We start from the raw sequence: 20,759 nt of genomic DNA, 5'->3' as shown, positions 1-20,759 counted from the left end.
TTTTTAATTGCCATAACCCTGCAGTTCGCCCGTGTTAATCCCCTGTTTAAGGCACTACACTGGCGGCAGGAGGAACCATGACCCTGTCTTTTACTACTCACTGGCGCGATCGGCTGCCGGGTTTTTACACATCGCTGGCACCCACGCCGCTGGATAACGCGCGTCTCATCTGGCGCAACACCGCTTTAGCGCAAACGCTGGGCGTCCCGGAGACGTTATTTAATCCGCAACATGGGGCGGGCGTTTGGGGCGGCGAAGCGTTGCTGCCGGGAATGTCGCCGCTGGCGCAGGTCTATAGCGGCCATCAGTTCGGCGCCTGGGCCGGCCAGCTTGGCGATGGACGCGGCATTTTGCTTGGCGAGCAGCAGTTGCCGAATGGTCTACGTTTTGACTGGCATCTTAAAGGCGCGGGTTTGACGCCCTATTCGAGAATGGGCGATGGCCGGGCGGTATTGCGCTCGACTATCCGCGAAAGCCTTGCCAGTGAAGCAATGCATGCGCTGGGCATTCCCACTACCCGCGCGCTGGCGATGGTGACCAGCGACACGCCGGTTTACCGCGAACGCGAAGAACGCGGCACGATGCTGATGCGCATCGCCGAAAGCCACGTACGCTTTGGCCATTTCGAACATTTTTATTATCGTCGCGAAGCGGAAAAAGTGCAGCAGCTGGCAGATTATGTGATTGACCACCACTGGCCGCAGCTGCAGCAGGAGGCGGATAAGTATATTCTCTGGTTCCGTGACGTTGTCACGCGCACCGCGGAGATGATAGCCAGTTGGCAGACCGTTGGCTTTGCCCACGGGGTGATGAATACCGATAATATGTCGATTCTTGGCCTGACCATGGATTATGGTCCGTATGGTTTCCTCGATGATTTCCAGCCCGGGTTTATCTGTAACCACTCTGATTACCAGGGGCGCTACAGCTTTGATAACCAACCGGCGGTAGGGTTGTGGAACCTGCAGCGTCTGGCCCAGTCGCTCTCGCCGTTTATCAGCGCCGACTCGCTGAACGCGGCGCTGGATGACTATCAGCATGCCTTATTGACCGCCTACGGCCGCCGCATGCGCGACAAACTCGGCTTCTATACTCAGCAAACCGGCGATAACACACTGCTTGATGGACTGTTCAGCCTGATGGAGCGTGAAGGGAGTGACTACACCCGTACCTTCCGGATGCTGAGCCAAAGCGAGCAGCACAGCGCGGCATCGCCGCTGCGCGATGAATTTATCGACCGCGCGGCGTTTGATAGCTGGTTTGCCGACTACCGGGCGCGGCTGCGCGATGAACAGATCGACGATAGCGAACGCCAGCAGCGGATGCAGGGCGTCAACCCGGCGGTGGTGCTACGTAACTGGCTGGCGCAGCGGGCGATAGAACAGGCCGAAGCTGGCGATATGCGCGAGCTGGAACGTCTGCATGAAGCCCTCGCGCAGCCGTTCGCCGATCGTGCTGATGATTACGCCAACCGCCCGCCTGATTGGGGAAAACATCTGGAAGTGAGCTGCTCCAGCTAACCGTAAAGCCTCGCCATCGCGCGGGGTTTTATTTGGTCAAAATTAGCTTACCGGCGTGGGTCTGGCGCAGCAGATAGCGCTGGCCGTCATGTTCGATCACCACGCGTCCTTCCGGGCCTAACAGCGTCCGGCTGCTGATTTGGCGATCGCTGGCAATAGGATAGGGAGCATTGTCTTTTGTTTTCTCTGCTGTGGCAGTGTTATCCATACGCGTCATAGCACCAAAATAAAAATAAAAGAAACAATGATAATCATTATCAGTAATGTTAATTTTCACGGCAAGCCTTTTTTGTCGTGGCTTACCATTTCAGGTAGCTATTGCGCAGAGGATGAACGGCGAGCGGTGAAAACCCGCCGCGAGCGCGGCGGGGGAAGGGATTACAACCGTGTAGCGGTGGCTGCAGCCAGTTCAGCGAGCATTTTTTCGCTATCTTCCCAGCTCAGGCACGGGTCGGTAATCGACTGGCCCCAGGTCAGCGGCTGACCTGGGATCACTTTTTGCGTTCCTTCGGCGAGGAAGCTCTCCGCCATGATCCCGGCAATGGCGGTGGATCCATCGCGGATCTGCTGGCAGATATTGGCGCACACTTCCAACTGACGGCGATGCTGCTTCTGACAATTGCCGTGGCTGAAGTCGACGACCAGTTGCTCAGGGAGATCGAATTCCCGTAGCGCTTCACCGGCGGCGGCGAGATCCGCTGCATGATAATTCGGCCGTTTACCGCCGCGCATAATGATATGGCCGTACGGGTTACCGCTGGTCTGGTAGATGGTCATCTGGCCCTGTTTATCCGGCGACAGGAACATATGGCTGGCGCGCGAGGCGCGTATCGCGTCGACCGCGATGCGGGTGTTGCCATCGGTACCGTTTTTAAAACCAACCGGGCAGGAGAGCGCCGAGGCCATCTCGCGGTGAATTTGGCTTTCGGTGGTGCGCGCGCCGATGGCGCCCCAGCTAATCAGATCGGCGATAAACTGTCCGGTCACCATATCCAGAAATTCGGTGGCGGTGGGGATACCCAGCTCGTTGACCTGCAGCAGCAGACGACGCGCCAGTTCAATGCCGTGGTTGACCCGGTAGCTGCCGTTGAGGTCAGGGTCGGAAATGAGTCCTTTCCAGCCCACGACGGTGCGCGGTTTTTCGAAATAGGTGCGCATGACAATTTCCAGCTGCGGCTGGTAACGTTCGCGCATGCCCTGCAGGCGGCGCGCATATTCCAGCGCCGCTTCGGGGTCGTGAATGGAGCAGGGGCCGATAATCACCAGCAGGCGGCGGTCTTCGCCGTTGAGGATCTTTTCAATCCGCCGGCGGGAAGCGGAGACGTGGGCGGCAACCTCGGCCGACACGGGATGGCGCTGCGCCAGTTCCGCGGGCGTTACCAGGCTTTCAATGCGCGCGGTACGCAATTCGTCTGTTTTATTCATTGGGGTCTCAAAAATCTGTTTCTTCCGCGGCGAAAATGCCGGGAAGTGATGCGCATCACGATAAACCAATCCCTGCTTATTGCAAGAGCAGGGCATGATCCTGTATAGGCCACGAGCGATAGCATAAACAAATTTTCAATAATGTACTAGTGTATTAGTACATCCTGCGATTTAGCCCCATGATATCCATGATTTTGGTGGCAATTTCCTCTACCGAATAGTTGGTACTGTTAAGGCAGGGGATCTTGTTTTTGCGATATAGCGCTTCGACTTCGGTGACTTCCATGCGGCATTGGCGCAATGAGGCGTAGCGACTGTTTTCCCGGCGCTCTTCGCGGATTGCCGCCAGTCGCTCCGGGTTAATCGTCAGGCCGAACATCTTGTGCTGCAGCGGCTTTAACGAGGCCGGGAGAACCAGATTGTCCATATCGTCGGCGATAAAAGGGTAGTTAGCGGCGCGAATACCATACTGCATGGCCAGGTACAGGCTGGTCGGCGTTTTACCGCAGCGCGAAACGCCGAGCAGGATCACCTGCGCCTGATCGAGATTGCGCAGCGAAATGCCGTCGTCATGGGCGAGCGTGTAATCGATGGCGGCGATACGCGCATCGTATTTAATCAGGTTACCGGGATTCAGGCCGTGGGTGCGGTGAGCCACCGGCGTGGGATCCAGATGTAATTCTTGCTGCAGCGGGGCTACCAGCGCCTGCACGATATCCTGACAAAAACCCTCGCTTTGCAAAATTATGTCGCGAATTTCGGGGATAACGATGGAATAGAAGACCAGCGGACGGATGCCGGTTTGTTGAAAAATGGCATCGATTTGCTCTTTTACCGCCCGGGCTCGACTGACATTTTCGACGAACGGCAATGTCACGCTACTGATGGCCACCGGGAATTGCGACATTACCGCATGGCCTAAAACTTCCGCCGTAATAGCGGTACCGTCAGAAATATAAAATACGTGGCGATCTACAGCACTGTCCATTTTGACCATCCGGTATAATTATCTAAAAGCAGAGTAAATTTAAGCACAGAGCTTTAACCTTTGTCTCACTTAAAAAAATGAAACGCTATTTTTGTTTTTAATGAAATGGCAGGTTCAGTTTCTGTTTTTGCACACTATTTGTATCAAATATCAATAGAATCCATTTTAATCATATAGTTAGGGAATTCCGGAAAACAATCCTAAAAACAGAAAATTAATTTGCTTGAACGATTCACCGTTTTTTTCAGCGGCATAAATATGTCAGGATGAATACCGTAGTCGATCGTGTGTTTTCTATAATTTGTATTAAATCACAAAAGGATTGTCTCGATGTCCAACAATGGCTCGTCACCGCTGGTGCTTTGGTATAACCAACTCGGCATGAATGATGTAGACAGAGTTGGGGGCAAAAATGCCTCCCTTGGTGAAATGATTACTAACCTGTCCGGTATGGGTGTCTCCGTGCCAAACGGGTTCGCCACCACCGCTGATGCTTTCGATCAGTTCCTGGACCAAAGCGGCGTTAACCAGCGCATTTATGCACTGCTGGATGAAACCGACATTGACGACGTTTCCGCATTAGCGAAAGCGGGCGCGCAGATCCGTCAGTGGATCATCGACACCCCCTTCCAGAGCGAACTGGAAAACGCGATTCGCGAAGCTTATGACCTGCTGTCCGCCGATGACGCCGAGGCCTCGTTTGCCGTGCGTTCTTCGGCGACGGCGGAAGATATGCCGGATGCCTCCTTCGCCGGCCAACAAGAGACATTCCTCAACGTGCAGGGCTTTGACGCCGTGCTCGTTGCCGTGAAGCACGTATTTGCTTCACTGTTTAACGATCGCGCGATCTCCTATCGCGTGCATCAGGGTTACGATCACCGCGGCGTGGCGCTATCCGCCGGGGTGCAGAGGATGGTGCGCTCCGACCTGGCCTCCTCCGGCGTGATGTTCTCCATCGATACCGAGTCCGGTTTCGACCAGGTGGTGTTTATCACCTCGGCGTGGGGGCTTGGCGAGATGGTGGTGCAGGGCGCGGTGAACCCGGACGAATTTTACGTTCACAAACCGACCCTGGCGGCTAACCGCCCGGCTATCGTGCGCCGTACCATGGGGTCGAAAAAAATCCGCATGGTGTACGCGCCGACTCAGGAACACGGCAAGCAGGTGCGGATTGAAGATGTGCCCCAGGCGCAGCGCGATGTTTTCTCGTTAACCAACGAGGAAGTGGAAGAGCTGGCGAAGCAGGCGGTGCAGATCGAGAAGCATTACGGCCGTCCGATGGATATCGAGTGGGCGAAAGATGGCCACACCGGTAAGCTGTTTATCGTCCAGGCGCGCCCGGAAACCGTCCGTTCACGCGGTCAGGTGATGGAGCGTTATACCCTGCATGCCCAGGGGCAGATCATCGCCGAAGGGCGAGCCATCGGCCACCGCATCGGCGCCGGCCCGGTTAAGGTTATTCACGATATCAGTGAGATGAACCGCATTGAGCCCGGCGACGTGCTGGTCACCGACATGACCGACCCGGATTGGGAACCGATCATGAAGAAAGCCTCGGCGATCGTCACCAACCGCGGCGGACGTACCTGTCACGCGGCGATTATCGCCCGTGAGCTGGGGATCCCGGCGGTGGTCGGCTGCGGCGATGCGACCGACCGTATCCAGGAAAACCAGAATGTCACCGTTTCCTGTGCCGAAGGCGACACTGGCTACGTCTACGCAGAGTTACTGGACTTCAGCGTGAAGAGCTCCAGCGTCGGCGAGATGCCAAACCTGCCGCTGAAGGTGATGATGAACGTCGGCAACCCGGATCGCGCCTTTGACTTCGCCTGTCTGCCGAATGAAGGCGTGGGGCTGGCGCGTCTGGAATTTATCATTAACCGCATGATTGGCGTTCACCCGCGCGCGCTGCTGGAGTTTGACGACCAGGAACCGGGCCTGCAGAACGAAATCCGCGAGTTGATGAAAGGCTACGACTCACCGAGAGAGTTCTACGTTGGCCGCCTGACCGAAGGGATCGCTACCCTTGGCGCCGCCTTCTACCCGAAACGGGTGATCGTGCGTTTGTCCGACTTTAAATCTAACGAATACGCCAACCTGGTGGGCGGCGAGCGTTACGAGCCGGAAGAAGAGAACCCGATGCTTGGCTTCCGCGGCGCCGGACGCTACGTTTCAGAAAGCTTCCGCGATTGCTTCGCGCTGGAGTGTGAAGCGATGAAACGCGTGCGTAACGACATGGGGCTGACCAACGTGGAAGTGATGGTGCCGTTCGTACGTACCGTCGCGCAGGCGAAAGCGGTGGTCGAAGAGCTGGAGCGTCAGGGGCTCAAGCGCGGCGAAAACGGGCTGAAGATCATCATGATGTGTGAAATCCCGTCGAACGCGCTTCTGGCGGAGCAGTTCCTCGAGTACTTCGATGGCTTCTCGATCGGTTCGAACGATATGACGCAGCTGGCGCTGGGCCTTGACCGCGACTCCGGCGTCGTGTCTGAGCTGTTTGATGAACGCAACGACGCGGTGAAAGCGCTGCTGTCGATGGCCATCCGCGCGGCGAAAAAACAGGGCAAATACGTGGGCATCTGCGGCCAGGGTCCGTCCGACCACGAAGACTTTGCCGCCTGGCTGATGGAAGAGGGGATCGATAGCCTGTCCCTGAACCCGGATACCGTGGTGCAAACCTGGTTAGGTCTGGCTGAACTGAATAAATAAGTTCAACGCGGCTAGCACAATCCCTGGCAGAGATGCCGGGGATTTTTTTGCCTTCAGCAACGTTTCGCTATTTGATTTTGACGTAAAAAAAAGCCCATCGTGGGAGATGGGCAAAGACTACACACAGCAATTCGTTGTTTCACTCAGGGGATTTCCATGCTTATAAATCAATATCTTGATCTATAACCGTGGGCTAATAGTAGGCATCAGGGCTGTTGGCGTCGATCGGATTCTTCTCAATAGTTAAATCAGTGTGAAGAATATGAGAGGTAAATATCGAGCTGGAACATGAATATGCCGGAAGTGGCGAGGGATTGATAAATTTAGCTTAAGTTTAAGGCGGGTTTCCCCGCCTTTCTGTTACTTTTCGCTTTTGTTATGGCTGGCATTAAGCTCGGCGAGCTCCGCCAGAACCAGATCGGGGTCCAGCGGCGGCGGTGGTACTTCTTGCACCCAGGCGTCGTAAAGACGCCAGGAGACGGCCAGCAGCACCGGGCCGATAAACAGGCCAATCATGCCGAAGGCGATCAGGCCGCCGATAACGCCGGAGAGGATCAGAATCATCGGCAGGTCGGCGCCCATGCGAATCAGCACCGGGCGAATCACGTTATCCATCGTACCCACCACGCAGCTCCACACCAGCAGCACCGTGCCCCAGGTCGTATCGCCGGTCCAGTACAGCCAGATAATCGAGGGCACCAGCACGATAAGCGGCCCCAGCTGTACCAGACAGGTGAAAATCATCACCACGGTCAACAGCGCGGCGTAAGGTACGCCGCTTATCGCCAGCCCGATACCGCCTAGAACCGCCTGCGCCAGCGCGGTGACAACCACGCCCAGCGCCACGGCGCGTACCGCCTGTCCGGCAAGGACCACCGCAGCATCGCCACGCTTTGAGGCCAGACGGGTTGCGAAGTAGCGGAAACCATAAGCGACGCGTTCGCCGCGCCAGTAAAGCAGGGCGCTGAACAACAGCATCAGTCCGCAGTAAACCAGCAGTTTACCAATATGCGCCGCCTGGCCGACAAACCAGGTGGTGGTGGCGCCGATATAAGGGCGGACCTTGGCCATAATCGCCGCGCCGCCCATCTCCAGCAGGCTATGCCAGGCGGAATAGAGTTTATCGCCGATCAGCGGAATCGAATTCAGCCAGGCGAAATCCGGCAGCGTTACCTGGCCGGTGCTGACGATTTTGATCAGCGGGGCGCTATTATCGACCAGGCTATTCACCAGTAAGGCGATAGGAATAACGAACAGTAAAAACAGCAGCAGCGTCATCACCAGCACCGCCAGCGAGCGCTTGCCAAACAGCAGCTTTTGCAGACGCAGCAGCACCGGCCAGGTGGCGATGACCACGGTGCCGGCCCAGGCAAAAGAGAGAATAAATGGTTGCACAACCCACAGGCAGGAAATAATTATCAGGGACAAAAACAGCACCGACAGCAGAATTTGCGGTATGTCCCGGGGCTGATGTTGGTTAATCATAGAGAAAATTTACCTTTCCAGTCGCGTCTCAATGCTGACGCAGCGTAATTCCATGTACAGATAATAATATCAATAATTTCGCGCGCCTGATTTTGCCCGTAAATCTCGTGGGCGGATATGAAAAAAATGTGATAAAAAGTTGAGTGCGCCACGCAAACGTTTAATTTGCGCATTATTACATCATCTAAACACAACATATTCAGGCAGGGTCAAGCGTCATGATCCCACAGATTTCTCAAGCGCCGGGCGTCGTTCAACTGGTGCTGAATTTTTTGCAGGTACTGGAGCAACAAGGATTCACCGGCGATACCGCCACCAGCTATGCCGACCGGCTCACCATGGCGACCGATAACAGCGTCTATCAGCTGTTGCCGGACGCCATTCTGTTTCCCCGTTCCACCGCGGACGTCGCTTTACTGGCGCGGCTGGCGGCGGAACCGCGCTTTCAATCGCTGATTTTTACCCCACGCGGCGGCGGTACCGGCACCAATGGTCAAGCGCTGAATGCGGGGATCATCGTCGATATGTCGCGCTATATGAACCGTATTATCGAAATCAATCCTGAAGAGGGGTGGGTGCGGGTCGAAGCCGGGGTAATCAAAGACCAGCTCAACCAGTTTCTTAAGCCCTACGGCTACTTCTTCGCGCCGGAACTGTCGACCAGTAACCGCGCGACGCTCGGCGGAATGATCAATACCGATGCTTCCGGACAGGGTTCATTGGTTTACGGTAAAACCTCCGATCATGTGCTTGGGGTGCGATCGGTACTGATGGGCGGCGATATCCTTGATACCTTGCCTATTCCCGCCGCGCTGGCGGAAACGCTGGGGCGAGAGCAGTCAGCGATTGGCCGCATCTATCGTACCGTCTATCAGCGCTGTAAAGCGCAGCGTCAGCTGATCATCGATAAATTCCCGAAATTGAACCGCTTCCTGACCGGCTACGATCTGCGTCATGTCTTTAATGATGAGATGAGCGAGTTCGACCTGACGCGCATTCTGACCGGCTCCGAAGGCACGCTGGCATTTATCACCGAAGCGCGGCTCGATATTACGCGTCTACCGAAAGTGCGCCGCTTGGTCAACGTCAAGTATGACTCCTTTGATTCGGCGCTGCGTAACGCGCCATTCATGGTTGAAGCGAAGGCGCTGTCGGTGGAGACCGTCGACTCGAAGGTGCTTAATCTGGCCCGCGAAGATATCGTCTGGCACTCGGTAAGCGAACTGATCGCCGATGTGCCGGATAAAGAGATGCTGGGTCTCAATATCGTTGAGTTTGCCGGGGATGATGCTGAATTAATCGACGGCCAGGTAACCACCCTGTGTCAGCGTCTTGATGAACTCATGTCGCAGGGCGCCGCGGGAGTCATTGGCTGGCAGGTCTGTCATGAACTGGATGGCGTCGAGCGCATCTATGCCATGCGTAAAAAGGCGGTTGGTCTGCTGGGCAACGCCAAAGGCGCCGCTAAACCGATTCCTTTTGCTGAAGATACCTGCGTGCCGCCGGAGCATCTGGCGGATTACATCACCGAGTTTCGTGCTTTACTCGACGGGCATGGCCTGAGCTACGGCATGTTTGGACACGTCGACGCCGGGGTGCTGCACGTTCGTCCGGCGTTGGATATGTGCGACCCGCAGCAGGAGGTGCTGATGAAGCAGATCTCCGATGAGGTGGTGGCGCTGACGGCCAAATATGGCGGCCTGCTGTGGGGCGAACATGGTAAAGGGTTCCGCGCCGAGTACAGTCCGGCCTTTTTTGGCGAGGAGTTATATAGCGAACTGCGTAAAGTGAAAGCGGCATTTGATCCGGACAACCGATTGAATCCGGGGAAAATTTGCCCACCTGAAGGCGTCGATGCGCCGATGATGAAAGTCGATGCGGTGAAGCGCGGCACCTACGATCGTCAAATTCCCATTGCAGTGCGTAGCGCCTGGCGTGGCGCGATGGAGTGTAACGGTAACGGTCTGTGCTTTAACTTCGATGTAAAAAGCCCGATGTGTCCGTCAATGAAGGTCAGTAATCAGCGCATTCATTCGCCGAAAGGCCGCGCGACGCTGGTGCGTGAATGGTTACGTCTGCTGGCCGACCGCGGGATAGACCCGAACAAACTGGAGCAAGAACTTCCGGAAAAAGGTGTGAGCCTGCGCGCCCTGATCGAGCGTACCCGCAATAGCTGGCATGCGCGTAAAGGCGAATATGATTTCTCGCATGAAGTGAAAGAGGCGATGTCCGGCTGTCTGGCCTGTAAGGCCTGTTCAACCCAGTGCCCGATTAAGATCGACGTGCCGGAATTCCGCTCCCGCTTCCTGCAGCTGTATCACAGCCGCTACCTGCGCCCGGTACGCGATCATCTGGTGGCGACGGTCGAATCGTACGCGCCGCTGATGGCCCAGGCGCCGAAAACATTCAACTTCTTTATCAATCAGCCATGGATGCGCAAGCTGTCGGAAAAACACATCGGCATGGTCGATCTGCCGCTGCTCTCCGTACCGTCGCTCAAGCAGCAGCTGGCAGGCCATCGCTCCGCCAATACCACGCTTGAGGATCTGGAAGCATTGAGCGTCGAACAGCGTGCGAAGAGAGTGCTGGTGGTGCAGGATCCGTTTACCAGCTACTACGAAGCGCAGGTGGTGGCTGACTTTGTCCGCCTGATTGAAAAAGTCGGCTATCAGCCGGTACTGTTGCCGTTCTCACCGAACGGTAAAGCGCAGCATATCAAGGGGTTCCTGACGCGCTTCGCGCGCACGGCGCAGAAAACCGCTGATTTCCTCAACCGCGTAGCGCAGCTGGATATACCGATGGTTGGCGTCGACCCGGCGCTGGTGCTTTGCTATCGCGATGAATATAACCAGACGCTGGGCGAGAAACGCGGCGATTTTCGCGTGATGCTGGTGCATGAATGGCTGACCGAGGCGATAGCGCCTTCAGCCGGGAGGGACAACAGCGGCGAACCCTGGTACCTGTTTGGCCATTGCACCGAAGTGACGGCGCTACCGGCCGCGCCCAAACAGTGGGCAGAGATCTTTGCCCGTTGCGGGGCGAAAATGGAGTACATCAGTACGGGTTGCTGCGGCATGGCTGGCACCTACGGCCACGAAGTGAAAAACCACGCCAACTCGCTGGCGATTTACGCGCTTTCCTGGCAGCAGGCGATGGCGCGTTTACCGCGCGGTCGCTGTCTGGCCACCGGCTATTCCTGCCGAAGCCAGGTGAAGCGTATTGAAGGTAGCGGGGTACGTCACCCGCTGCAGGCTCTGCTGGAGATTATGGGATGATTTGGAAACGTCAGGCTTCGCTGCCGCAGCTTAACGCGATGGGCGAGGGAAACATGGTTGGCCTGTTGGATATTCACTTTGTGTCCATCAGCGAAAACGCGATTGAAGCGACGATGCCGGTGGATCACCGTACACATCAGCCTTTTGGTCTGCTACACGGCGGCGCATCGGTGGTTCTGGCTGAAACCCTTGGCTCGGTCGCGGGCTATCTGTGTACCGAAGGAGAACAAAAAGTGGTCGGCCTGGAAGTCAATGCCAACCATATTCGTTCGGTGCGCAGCGGACGGGTGCGAGGGGTTTGTACCGCCTTGCATGTTGGGTCTCGCCATCAGGTGTGGCAAATCGATATCACCGATGAGCAGGGGCGACTGTGCTGCTCCTCACGGCTGACCACCGCCGTGGTGTAACGGTCGCCACAATATTTTAAGGGGATGCGCTTGCATCCCCTTCTTGTTATTGCGTTTCGTCCTTGATGACCTCGCTGGCGCCGTTTTTCTGCACCGAGGCGATACCCTTTTTAGCCGCATCTTTCGACGAGTACATCTCGCTGGTGGCGATAGTCTCATGGTTGTCAGCCTTCAGCAGAAAATACCACGGCTGCGAGACACTCTTTTCAGACTTTTTCAGTACGTAATATCCCATTTCTCACTCCTTCGGCGTTAACGAGCACTGAATAATCTGTAGACCATGGCTAACGGCACGGCAAGCAATCATCTAATAAATATATATTTGTTAAATCATTCGTTATAATTATGCTACTATTTTAATTACGAATTACATTCACGGTAACAAAGAGGACGGAGTTAACCATGGGTATCATTTCCTGGATCATTTTTGGTTTGATCGCTGGTATTTTGGCTAAGTGGATTATGCCGGGCAAAGACGGCGGTGGATTTATTGTCACCGTGATCCTCGGTATTATCGGTGCGGTAGTCGGTGGCTGGATCAGTACGTTATTCGGCTTTGGCAAAGTTGACGGTTTTAACTTCGGTAGCTTTGTCGTGGCGGTAATTGGCGCACTTGTGGTGCTGTTTATCTACCGTAAAGTGAAGAGCTAATACGCCGAGCGCCTATTCACTCTGAGACAGCAAACCGCCGTGAATCACGGCGGTTTTTTTTGTGCTCATGATAGCCGCAAGCAAACAAAAAAAAGCCCGCTGGATACCCGCGGGCGAACCCATTTTGGCAAATTTTTCGGATGCTTCCTTACAAAGGGCGTAAACACCGTTTTGCCGGATGTTAAGGCGCAGCCCGACCGCTTCCCGGCTGGAGAAGCGGCTGGACAATTTTATGCCCAATTCAGCGGTAAAATAAGCTAACAAAAACGGTAGGGGAAGGGGGGAATGGTTACTCCAGTAACACGCTCATCACCAGCAACACTACCATGCACATCGACATAATACTGATATCAATCATCCTGTAAGACACAAGCTCCCGTAAATAATAGCCCAGCGTTGCTCCGGCAAGTATTCATCAACGACGTCAATTGTACATGAGTAAACGCAGACTTAACCAACCCTGCTTTTAAGAATTAACTCACTTCATCACAAAATTGAATCGTTCTGCAAAGAAGGCTTGCTATTAATTGCCAGCAGCGTCGATTGGCGCTTTGGGGAAAATCTGTAGTCGGGCTTCGGATGTGTAAAATGGAATCAGCAGAAAAGCTAAACCTGCACCACCGGTTGCATACTGCACTGCCAGATCGGCGCTGCGGGTGATAAATATTTGATGACCTCCCCAACTACAAGCCACGCTCATATCCGGCGTACAGTTTTTCCATTTGCTCAGTAACTCGCCACTTTTTGTCAGGTATAAGTACTTCTTGTCCGAACCCGATGGCGGCGCCGCGGATTCGGCTAACAGGATGAACGTTTGAGTGCTTACTACTTTCCCTTGTCCGTCTAACGATGAGGCCTGTAGCGTTGCGGTAGGGTAGTTGAAGCGTAATTCAACGGTTGCGGCATTTTTATCACTGACGTAAAAAACCTGCGTTAAATTATCCGCGCCCCAATACTTTCCGCCGCTGGATTGAAGCGGTTTGATCTTAAATCGATATACGTTCTGCGTGCGTATATCCTGGCGCTGGGAGTATTCGGCATTGTATTGCGCGCTTTGCGGCGCGTTAACCGAGCAGCCGGTAAGTAACCCCATTAATATTAATGCTGAAAATTTGCGCATGCCTTCCCCGTCCATCATTCATCTATTGCCGCCGGTTGATTATGCCCGTTAAGCCAAACGATAAAAAACGCAGAACGCTACCAAACTCGGTAGGTCGTTGCATCACGCGCCATCTGACATATAGTTAAAATAAGTGGCGGCACGCTTGTTATTGCATCATGGAACAGAGAGGGAGATATGACAATTACGCTGTGCAAAGCTTGCGGTACCTCCTATGAATTTAGCGAAGTCCCTACACAACAACATTGCCCGATCTGCGAAGACGAGCGTCAATTTGTTCCTGTGGGCGGGCAGCAGTGGATTACGTTAAATAAGCTTACCGCATCGCATAACAATAAATGGCAGCAGCATAACAGTGGGCTTTTTAGCATTCGCACCATCCCCAGTTTTGCCATTAACCAGCGTGCATTTCTGGTGCGTACGCCGCAGGGCAATATTCTGTGGGACTGCATCGCCAACCTCGATGAGGCGACAAAAACGCTGGTTTCCGCGCTGGGTGGGCTGAAAGCCATCGCTATCTCACATCCGCATTACTACAGTTGTATGCAGGATTGGGCGGCGGAGTTCAAGGCGCCAATCTATCTGCATGGGGATGACCGCCAGTGGGTCATGCGCGACAGCCCGTGGATTACCTTCTGGGAGGGCGATAGCCTGCAACTAACGGCTGATGCCAGTCTGATCCGCCTTGGTGGGCATTTTGCTGGTGGCTGCGTCCTGCACTGGGCGCAGGGCGACGGCCTGCTATTATCCGGCGATATAGTCCAGGTTGCGCCGGGAGCTAACGCCGTTTCTTTCATGTGGAGTTATCCCAATATGCTGCCGCTGTCGGCTGCCGCGGTGAGTGATATCCTCCGACGTCTCGACGGGGTGAAGTTTAGTCAAATCTACGGCGCGTTTGAAGGGCGGGAAATTCTGGTTAATGCCCAAGAAATCGTACGTCAATCGGGGAAAAAGTATGTGGCATGTTTGGCCAGACATAGCGTCTAGTTATGCCGGGCTCTCTTTAGGACGAAAAAAAACTGAATCGGAAGTATTCTTGAACCAGTAATATGCCCGGCGAAAGTTCATGAGGAATTGGCCATGAATATTTCTGGTCTTAAGCGACACTTATTATTTTGTGTCAATGTTTCTGGTTTATTTACCACAAAAATGATAATCGATAGTCTGCTTTGGGCATTGCTTGTAGCGGTTTTTTACAATGGGGTTTATATCATTGTTTTCTTCGCCAGCGAGTCACTTACCGTGGTGCAATAAATATTCTATGGAAAGTCACTAAAGGCATGACGAAGAGCGTCAGCGTGGGGGACGTTTCTTGTTGTGTCTGTACGCCCCTGTGACGGGGCATGATTGAAAATTATAATAGAAAGTCTTTTGATAGAAGTAGGGAATAATATTTGAGTTATTAATATTTCTTTTTGAATGTGTTTTTTTGTTTTTTCCGATCCTTGATATAGGAGATGAAAACAGCAATGGCAAGTAACAAAAGAATTATCACAATAATAACGAAAAATAAATTTTCCATTTGAGATATCCTCAGGAATGAAGATCGGCGATTTTATTGTTATGGCGAAGAATCTACCTCTCTACCAGGAAAAATCCTAGTAAAAAATACGCGTCAGATAACAAAAAGTATAACCGAATGATGGTTCATAATAGAGGTGGCATTAAATTCCGAATTCCAGCGGCAGAAACGCTATTTTCTATAGCTAATTACTATTATTTCCCTTTGATGACATCCTGAAGGCACAAGCGTTCTCAATCCTGGCGCTGGGAAGGAAGCTGCCTGTGGCTACCACATAGACGGGCCTTTTGCCTATTCAATAAATAGGTATTTTCGATGCATCTTTCTTCATTGCCGCTTTATCTACGCGCTTATCCTAATAACTTATTATTTATCAATCTATTAATTGCAAAAAATGCGGCCTGATAACCTCTCGACCAGGGTCTATGCTTATAGAAAAGCGTAAAAAGGGGCGAAATGGCCGAATACCCCTGTTCCCGCAGGGTTGAAGTGATAATCATTATCACTAACATGAGGGTAGGGCCCGATAGCGGCAATCGATGAGGTAGAGCGATGGAATTACAAACAAGCACCTTTAATCCCGACGATTTTAACTGGCAGGGGCTGACGATGACCCCCGCGGCGGCGGCCCATATCCGCGAACTGATGCATAAACAGCCGGACAAGCAGGGGCTACGTCTGGGAATCAAAACCAGCGGCTGCGCCGGTTTTGGCTACGTGCTGGAGATGATTGCCGAACCGGCGGACGACGACCTGCTGTTTGAGCGCGACGGCGCGAAGCTGTTTGCGCCGCTGCAGGCGATGCCGTTTATTGATGGCACCGAACTGGATTATGTTCGCGAAGGCTTAAATGAAATATTCAAGTTTCATAACCCGAAAGCGCAGCACGAATGCGGCTGCGGCGAAAGCTTCGGGGTGCAGGCGGAGTAACTATGTCTCGAAATACTGAAGCAACTGACGATGTCAAAAGCTGGACCGGCGGCCCGCTCAACTATAAAGAAGGCTTCTTTACTCAGCTACAAACCGATGAGCTGGCCAAAGGCATTAACGAAGAGGTGGTTCGCGCGATTTCCGCGCGTCGTAATGAACCGGATTGGATGCTCGAATTTCGTCTCAACGCTTTTAAGGCGTGGCAGGAGATGGAAGAGCCGCACTGGCTGAAAGCGCATTACGATAAGCTCAATTATCAGGATTACAGCTACTACTCGGCGCCATCCTGCGGTAACTGCGATGATACCTGCGCCTCGGAACCCGGCGCGGTACAGCAAACCGGGACGAATACCTTCCTGACGAATGAAGTCGAGGAAGCCTTTAACCTGCTTGGCGTACCGGTGCGTGAAGGCAAAGAAGTGGCGGTGGACGCCATTTTCGACTCGGTATCCGTGGCGACCACCTACCGCGAGAAGCTGGCGGAGCAGGGGATCATCTTCTGCTCCTTTGGCGAAGCGATTCACGATCATCCGGAACTGGTGAAAAAGTACCTTGGTACCGTAGTGCCGGGCAACGACAACTTTTTTGCCGCGCTGAACGCCGCGGTCGCCTCTGATGGCACCTTTATCTACGTGCCGAAAGGCGTGCGCTGCCCGATGGAACTGTCGACCTATTTCCGTATCAACGCCGAGAAAACCGGCCAGTTTGAACGTACGATTCTGGTCGCCGACGAAGGTAGCTATGTGAGCTATATCGAAGGCTGCTCGGCGCCGGTACGCGACAGCTATCAGCTGCACGCGGCGGTGGTGGAAGTCATCATCCATAAAGATGCAGAAGTGAAGTACTCCACCGTGCAGAATTGGTTCCCCGGCGATAACAATACCGGCGGCATCCTTAACTTCGTCACCAAGCGCGCGCTGTGCGAAGGCGAAAACAGCAAGATGTCGTGGACCCAGTCGGAAACCGGTTCGGCCATTACCTGGAAATACCCGAGCTGCATCCTGCGCGGCGATAACTCGATCGGCGAATTCTTCTCGGTGGCGCTGACCAGCGGCCATCAGCAGGCGGATACCGGGACCAAAATGATTCATATCGGCAAGAACACCCGCTCGACCATTATCTCAAAAGGGATCTCCGCCGGACACAGCCAGAACAGCTATCGTGGGCTGGTCAAAATTATGCCGACCGCCACTAACGCCCGTAACTTCACCCAGTGCGATTCGATGCTGATCGGCCCGGACTGCGGGGCGCATACCTTCCCCTATGTCGAATGCCGCAATAACAGCGCCCAGCTGGAACACGAAGCCACCACCTCGCGTATTGGCGAAGATCAGCTGTTCTACTGTCTGCAGCGCGGCATTAGCGAAGATGATGCGATCTCGATGATCGTCAATGGATTCTGTAAAGACGTGTTCTCAGAATTGCCCCTGGAGTTCGCCGTCGAAGCGCAAAAATTGCTGGCTATTAGCCTTGAACATAGCGTCGGCTGATAATTAAGGAAAAAAGATGTTAAGTATTAAAGATTTGCAAGTCGCCGTAGAAGACAAAGAGATCCTGCGCGGGCTGAACCTTGAGGTGCGCCCCGGCGAAGTGCACGCGATCATGGGCCCTAACGGCTCAGGGAAAAGTACGCTCTCGGCGACGCTCGCCGGACGGGAAGATTACGAAGTCACCGGCGGCAGCGTCGAGTTTAAGGGCAAAAACCTGCTCGAATTAGCCCCGGAGGATCGCGCCGGGGAAGGCATTTTTATGGCTTTTCAGTACCCGGTGGAAATTCCCGGCGTCAGTAATCAATTTTTCCTGCAAACCGCGCTCAATGCGGTGCGCGGCTATCGCGGCCTGGAGGCGCTGGATCGTTTCGATTTCCAGGATTTAATGGAAGAGAAGATCAAACTGCTGAAGATGCCGGAAGATCTGCTAACTCGTTCGGTGAACGTCGGTTTCTCCGGCGGCGAGAAAAAACGCAACGATATTCTGCAAATGGCGGTGCTTGAGCCTGAGTTGTGTATCCTGGATGAATCGGATTCCGGGCTGGATATAGATGCCCTGAAGATTGTCTCGGAGGGGGTTAACTCGCTGCGCGACGGCAAACGCGCCTTTATTATCGTTACCCACTATCAGCGTATCCTCGATTACATCAAACCGGATTACGTCCACGTGCTGTATCAGGGGCGGATCGTCAAGTCAGGCGATTTTACTCTGGTTAAACAACTGGAGGAGCAGGGCTATGGCTGGCTTAGCGAACAGCAGTAACGCGCTGCAGCAGTGGCATCATCTGTTTGAAGCACAGGGCGAGGCGCGCACGCCGCAGGCCAATCAGCATCTGCAGCAGCTGTTGCGCCTGGGACTGCCGACGCGCAAACATGAAAACTGGAAATACACCCCGCTGGATACGCTGCTAAGCGGCACTTTTGTTGCAAGTCCGGCGACGCTCGGCGTGGCGCAGCGCGACGCGCTGGCGCTCAATCTCGACGCCTGGCGGATGGTGTTTGTCGATGGCCGTTTCAGCCCGGCGCTCAGTGACGATCTCACCGCTAGCGGTTTTGACGTCAGCGTTGATAACCAGCGCCAGCATCTGCCGGAAGCGGTACAGCCGGAAGTGTTTCTGCATCTCACCGAAAGCCTGGCGCAGACGGTGACTCGCATCAGCGTGAAGCGCAACCAGCACCCGGAAAAGCCGCTGCTGCTGATGCATATCACCAGCGGTCTGGCCGGCGACGAGCTTAATACCGCCCACTATCGTCATCATCTGGTGCTGGAGAGCGGGGCGCAGGCGACCATCATCGAACACTATACTAGCCTTGATGAGCAGCGGCATTTCACCGGCGGACGCCTGACCATGTCTGTCGCCGACAATGCCCATCTGCAGCATATCAAGCTGGCATTTGAAAATGGGCAAAGCTACCACTTCGCCCATAACGATCTGCTGCTTGGCCGCGATGCTTCGGCTTTCAGCAGCAGCTTCCTGCTGGGCGGCGCGGTGTTACGACACCATACCAGTACCCGTCTGGCTGGTGAAAACAGCAATCTGCGTATTAACTCGCTGGCGATGCCGGTGAAAAACGAGGTCTGCGACAGCCGCACCTGGCTCGATCACCGCGTTGGCTACTGCAACAGCCGTCAACTACACAAAACCATCGTCAGCGATAAGGGGCGGGCGGTGTTTAATGGCCTGATTAACGTCGCGAAACACGCGCTGAAAACCGATGGTCAGATGACCAATAACAATCTGTTGTTGGGAAGGCTGGCGGAAGTCGATACCAAACCACAGCTGGAAATTTACGCCGACGACGTCAAATGCAGCCACGGCGCTACCGTCGGGCGCATTGATGACGAACAGCTGTTTTATTTGCGCTCGCGTGGTATCGATCAACAGGCGGCGCAGCAGATGATCCTTTACGCCTTCGCCGCCGAGCTCACTGAAGCTATTAGCGATGATGCGCTGAAACAACAGGTGTTGGCGCGTATAGGCAAGCGCCTGCCGGGAGGAGATGCATGACATTTTCAGTGGAACGCCTGCGCGCCAATTTCCCGGTGCTGAGCCGCGAGGTTAATGGTCAGCCGCTGGTCTATCTCGATAGCGCCGCCAGCGCGCAGAAACCGGAAGCGGTGATTAATGCCGAAGCCGAGTTTTATCGCCACGGTTACGCTGCCGTCCATCGTGGTATCCATACCCTGAGCGCCGAAGCGACGGCGCGGATGGAACAGGTACGCCAGCAGGCGGCCGCTTTCCTTAATGCCCGTTCGCCGGAAGAGCTGGTGTTCGTGCGCGGTACCACCGAAGGCATCAATCTGGTGGCCAATAGCTGGGGCGGGGCTAACGTCGGGGCCGGCGATAATATTATCGTCAGCGAGATGGAACACCACGCCAATATCGTGCCGTGGCAGATGCTCTGCGCCCGCGTCGGCGCCGAGCTAAGAGTGATCCCCCTCAACCAGGATGGCACCCTACAGCTCGACGTTATCCCCGGCCTGTTTGACGACCGTACCCGACTGCTGGCGATAACCCAGGTGTCGAACGTGCTGGGGACAGAAAACCCGCTATCGGCACTGATCCCGCTGGCGCATCAGCATGGCGCGAAGGTGCTGGTGGATGGCGCGCAGGCGGTGATGCATCACCCGGTGGATGTGCAGGCTCTGGATTGTGATTTTTACGTCTTCTCGGCGCATAAGCTGTACGGGCCGACCGGTATCGGCGTGTTGTACGCCAAAGAAGCATTGCTGCAGGAGATGCCGCCGTGGGAAGGCGGCGGGTCGATGATCGCCACCGTCAGCCTGAAAGAGGGTACCACCTGGGCGAAAGCGCCGTGGCGCTTTGAAGCCGGTACGCCGAATACCGGCGGAATTATTGGCCTCGGCGCGGCGCTGGACTATGTCAGCCAGATCGGGCTTGAGCAGATTGGCGAATATGAGCAGACGCTGATGCGCTATGCTCTCGAGGAGCTGAAAAAGGTGCCGGATTTGACGCTTTACGGCCCGCAACATCGGTTGGGCGTCATCGCTTTTAACCTCGGGAAACATCATGCCTACGATGTCGGCAGTTTTCTCGATAACTACGGGATCGCGGTGCGCACCGGACACCACTGCGCGATGCCGCTGATGGCGTTCTACCAGGTTCCGGCGATGTGCCGGGCATCGCTGGCGATGTACAATACGATGGAAGAGGTGGATCGGCTGGTGGCCGGGCTACAGCGGATCCACAAATTACTTGGTTAAAGGACGCGACT

Annotated in this window: 19 protein-coding genes and 1 other RNA gene; 12 read left to right on the top strand and 8 right to left on the bottom strand. The window is 54.6% G+C overall.

The features are described from left to right. Positions 1-77: 77 nt before the first annotated feature. Positions 78-1,520, top strand: coding sequence for a protein adenylyltransferase SelO (gene selO / locus ABLV78_RS14760; protein WP_047046707.1), 1,443 nt, complete (start codon positions 78-80; stop codon positions 1,518-1,520). 28 nt (positions 1,521-1,548) lie between these two features. On the opposite strand, the gene hemP is transcribed toward selO, so the two are convergent. The 3 genes from hemP to ppsR all read right to left on the bottom strand — a co-directional run bounded on the left by hemP (position 1,549) and on the right by ppsR (position 3,933). Then, positions 1,549-1,728: a hemin uptake protein HemP gene (gene hemP / locus ABLV78_RS14755; RefSeq protein ID WP_161799839.1), complete on the bottom strand. Its 180-nt coding sequence runs from the start codon at positions 1,726-1,728 to the stop codon at positions 1,549-1,551. A 170-nt stretch (positions 1,729-1,898) separates the two neighbouring features. Then, the gene (gene aroH, locus ABLV78_RS14750) at positions 1,899-2,945 is read right to left on the bottom strand and encodes a 3-deoxy-7-phosphoheptulonate synthase AroH (protein WP_047046944.1); all 1,047 of its coding nucleotides are present in this window, start codon (positions 2,943-2,945) and stop codon (positions 1,899-1,901) included. Between the two features lie 154 nt (positions 2,946-3,099). After that, positions 3,100-3,933: a posphoenolpyruvate synthetase regulatory kinase/phosphorylase PpsR gene (gene ppsR, locus ABLV78_RS14745; protein ID WP_015367027.1), complete on the bottom strand. Its 834-nt coding sequence runs from the start codon at positions 3,931-3,933 to the stop codon at positions 3,100-3,102. A gap of 330 nt (positions 3,934-4,263) precedes the next feature. On the opposite strand from ppsR, the gene ppsA reads away from it, so the two are divergent. Then, positions 4,264-6,642 (top strand): phosphoenolpyruvate synthase, encoded by a 2,379-nt coding sequence (gene ppsA, locus ABLV78_RS14740; protein ID WP_015367026.1) that lies wholly within the window; start codon positions 4,264-4,266, stop codon positions 6,640-6,642. An 82-nt stretch (positions 6,643-6,724) separates the two neighbouring features. On the opposite strand, the gene rprA is transcribed toward ppsA, so the two are convergent. Both rprA and ydiK read right to left on the bottom strand, forming a co-directional pair. Next, positions 6,725-6,832, bottom strand: an RNA gene (rprA, locus tag ABLV78_RS14735) — antisense sRNA RprA. A gap of 170 nt (positions 6,833-7,002) precedes the next feature. Continuing rightward, positions 7,003-8,127, bottom strand: a complete 1,125-nt coding sequence (gene ydiK, locus ABLV78_RS14730) for an AI-2E family transporter YdiK (protein WP_015367025.1) — start codon at positions 8,125-8,127, stop codon at positions 7,003-7,005. 218 nt (positions 8,128-8,345) lie between these two features. Here ydiK and ydiJ point away from each other — a divergent pair, with 218 nt between their 5' ends. Both ydiJ and menI read left to right on the top strand, forming a co-directional pair. Then, the gene (gene ydiJ / locus ABLV78_RS14725) at positions 8,346-11,402 is read left to right on the top strand and encodes a D-2-hydroxyglutarate dehydrogenase YdiJ (RefSeq protein WP_047046704.1); all 3,057 of its coding nucleotides are present in this window, start codon (positions 8,346-8,348) and stop codon (positions 11,400-11,402) included. Beyond that, on the top strand, positions 11,399-11,809 hold the full coding sequence (gene menI / locus ABLV78_RS14720; protein WP_047046699.1) for a 1,4-dihydroxy-2-naphthoyl-CoA hydrolase: 411 nt from the start codon (positions 11,399-11,401) through the stop codon (positions 11,807-11,809). Before ydiJ ends, menI begins: the two co-directional genes overlap by 4 nt. A gap of 46 nt (positions 11,810-11,855) precedes the next feature. Here the strand turns inward: menI and ABLV78_RS14715 are convergent, their stop codons facing one another. Then, positions 11,856-12,044, bottom strand: a complete 189-nt coding sequence (locus ABLV78_RS14715; RefSeq protein ID WP_045396087.1) for a YegP family protein — start codon at positions 12,042-12,044, stop codon at positions 11,856-11,858. 167 nt (positions 12,045-12,211) lie between these two features. Here ABLV78_RS14715 and ABLV78_RS14710 point away from each other — a divergent pair, with 167 nt between their 5' ends. Next, the gene (locus ABLV78_RS14710; RefSeq protein ID WP_020079088.1) at positions 12,212-12,460 is read left to right on the top strand and encodes a GlsB/YeaQ/YmgE family stress response membrane protein; all 249 of its coding nucleotides are present in this window, start codon (positions 12,212-12,214) and stop codon (positions 12,458-12,460) included. 523 nt (positions 12,461-12,983) lie between these two features. Here the strand turns inward: ABLV78_RS14710 and ABLV78_RS14705 are convergent. Beyond that, on the bottom strand, positions 12,984-13,580 hold the full coding sequence (locus ABLV78_RS14705; protein WP_047046943.1) for a hypothetical protein: 597 nt from the start codon (positions 13,578-13,580) through the stop codon (positions 12,984-12,986). Positions 13,581-13,757: 177 nt separating this feature from the next. Here ABLV78_RS14705 and ABLV78_RS14700 point away from each other — a divergent pair, with 177 nt between their 5' ends. After that, a complete protein-coding gene (locus tag ABLV78_RS14700; RefSeq protein WP_047046693.1) occupies positions 13,758-14,567 on the top strand; it encodes an MBL fold metallo-hydrolase in 810 nt (269 codons plus the stop codon). A 93-nt stretch (positions 14,568-14,660) separates the two neighbouring features. Further along, positions 14,661-14,834, top strand: coding sequence for a hypothetical protein (locus ABLV78_RS14695; protein ID WP_155958895.1), 174 nt, complete (start codon positions 14,661-14,663; stop codon positions 14,832-14,834). A gap of 148 nt (positions 14,835-14,982) precedes the next feature. Here ABLV78_RS14695 and ABLV78_RS14690 read toward each other — a convergent pair whose 3' ends face one another. Continuing rightward, complete coding sequence (locus ABLV78_RS14690; RefSeq protein ID WP_141097063.1) at positions 14,983-15,102, bottom strand: small membrane protein; 120 nt, start codon at positions 15,100-15,102, stop codon at positions 14,983-14,985. 552 nt (positions 15,103-15,654) lie between these two features. Between ABLV78_RS14690 and sufA the strand changes: the two genes are divergently transcribed. From sufA to sufS, 5 genes are read left to right on the top strand one after another with little or no spacing between them, the layout of a single operon-like run. Further along, complete coding sequence (gene sufA / locus ABLV78_RS14685; RefSeq protein WP_045396094.1) at positions 15,655-16,032, top strand: Fe-S cluster assembly scaffold SufA; 378 nt, start codon at positions 15,655-15,657, stop codon at positions 16,030-16,032. A 2-nt stretch (positions 16,033-16,034) separates the two neighbouring features. Next, a complete protein-coding gene (sufB, locus tag ABLV78_RS14680) occupies positions 16,035-17,522 on the top strand; it encodes a Fe-S cluster assembly protein SufB (protein WP_047046690.1) in 1,488 nt (495 codons plus the stop codon). A gap of 16 nt (positions 17,523-17,538) precedes the next feature. Further along, positions 17,539-18,285 (top strand): Fe-S cluster assembly ATPase SufC, encoded by a 747-nt coding sequence (sufC, locus tag ABLV78_RS14675; RefSeq protein ID WP_045396098.1) that lies wholly within the window; start codon positions 17,539-17,541, stop codon positions 18,283-18,285. Beyond that, on the top strand, positions 18,260-19,531 hold the full coding sequence (gene sufD / locus ABLV78_RS14670; protein WP_047046687.1) for a Fe-S cluster assembly protein SufD: 1,272 nt from the start codon (positions 18,260-18,262) through the stop codon (positions 19,529-19,531). Before sufC ends, sufD begins: the two co-directional genes overlap by 26 nt. Then, positions 19,528-20,748: a cysteine desulfurase SufS gene (gene sufS, locus ABLV78_RS14665; protein WP_047046684.1), complete on the top strand. Its 1,221-nt coding sequence runs from the start codon at positions 19,528-19,530 to the stop codon at positions 20,746-20,748. Before sufD ends, sufS begins: the two co-directional genes overlap by 4 nt. Positions 20,749-20,759 lie beyond the last annotated feature (11 nt).

This window comes from Klebsiella sp. CN_Kp075 (assembly GCF_040065055.2).
In the GTDB taxonomy this organism is placed as follows: domain Bacteria; phylum Pseudomonadota; class Gammaproteobacteria; order Enterobacterales; family Enterobacteriaceae; genus Klebsiella; species Klebsiella aerogenes.
Note: the sequence above shows the minus strand (reverse complement) of the source record. Positions and strands in the feature narration are given on the sequence as shown.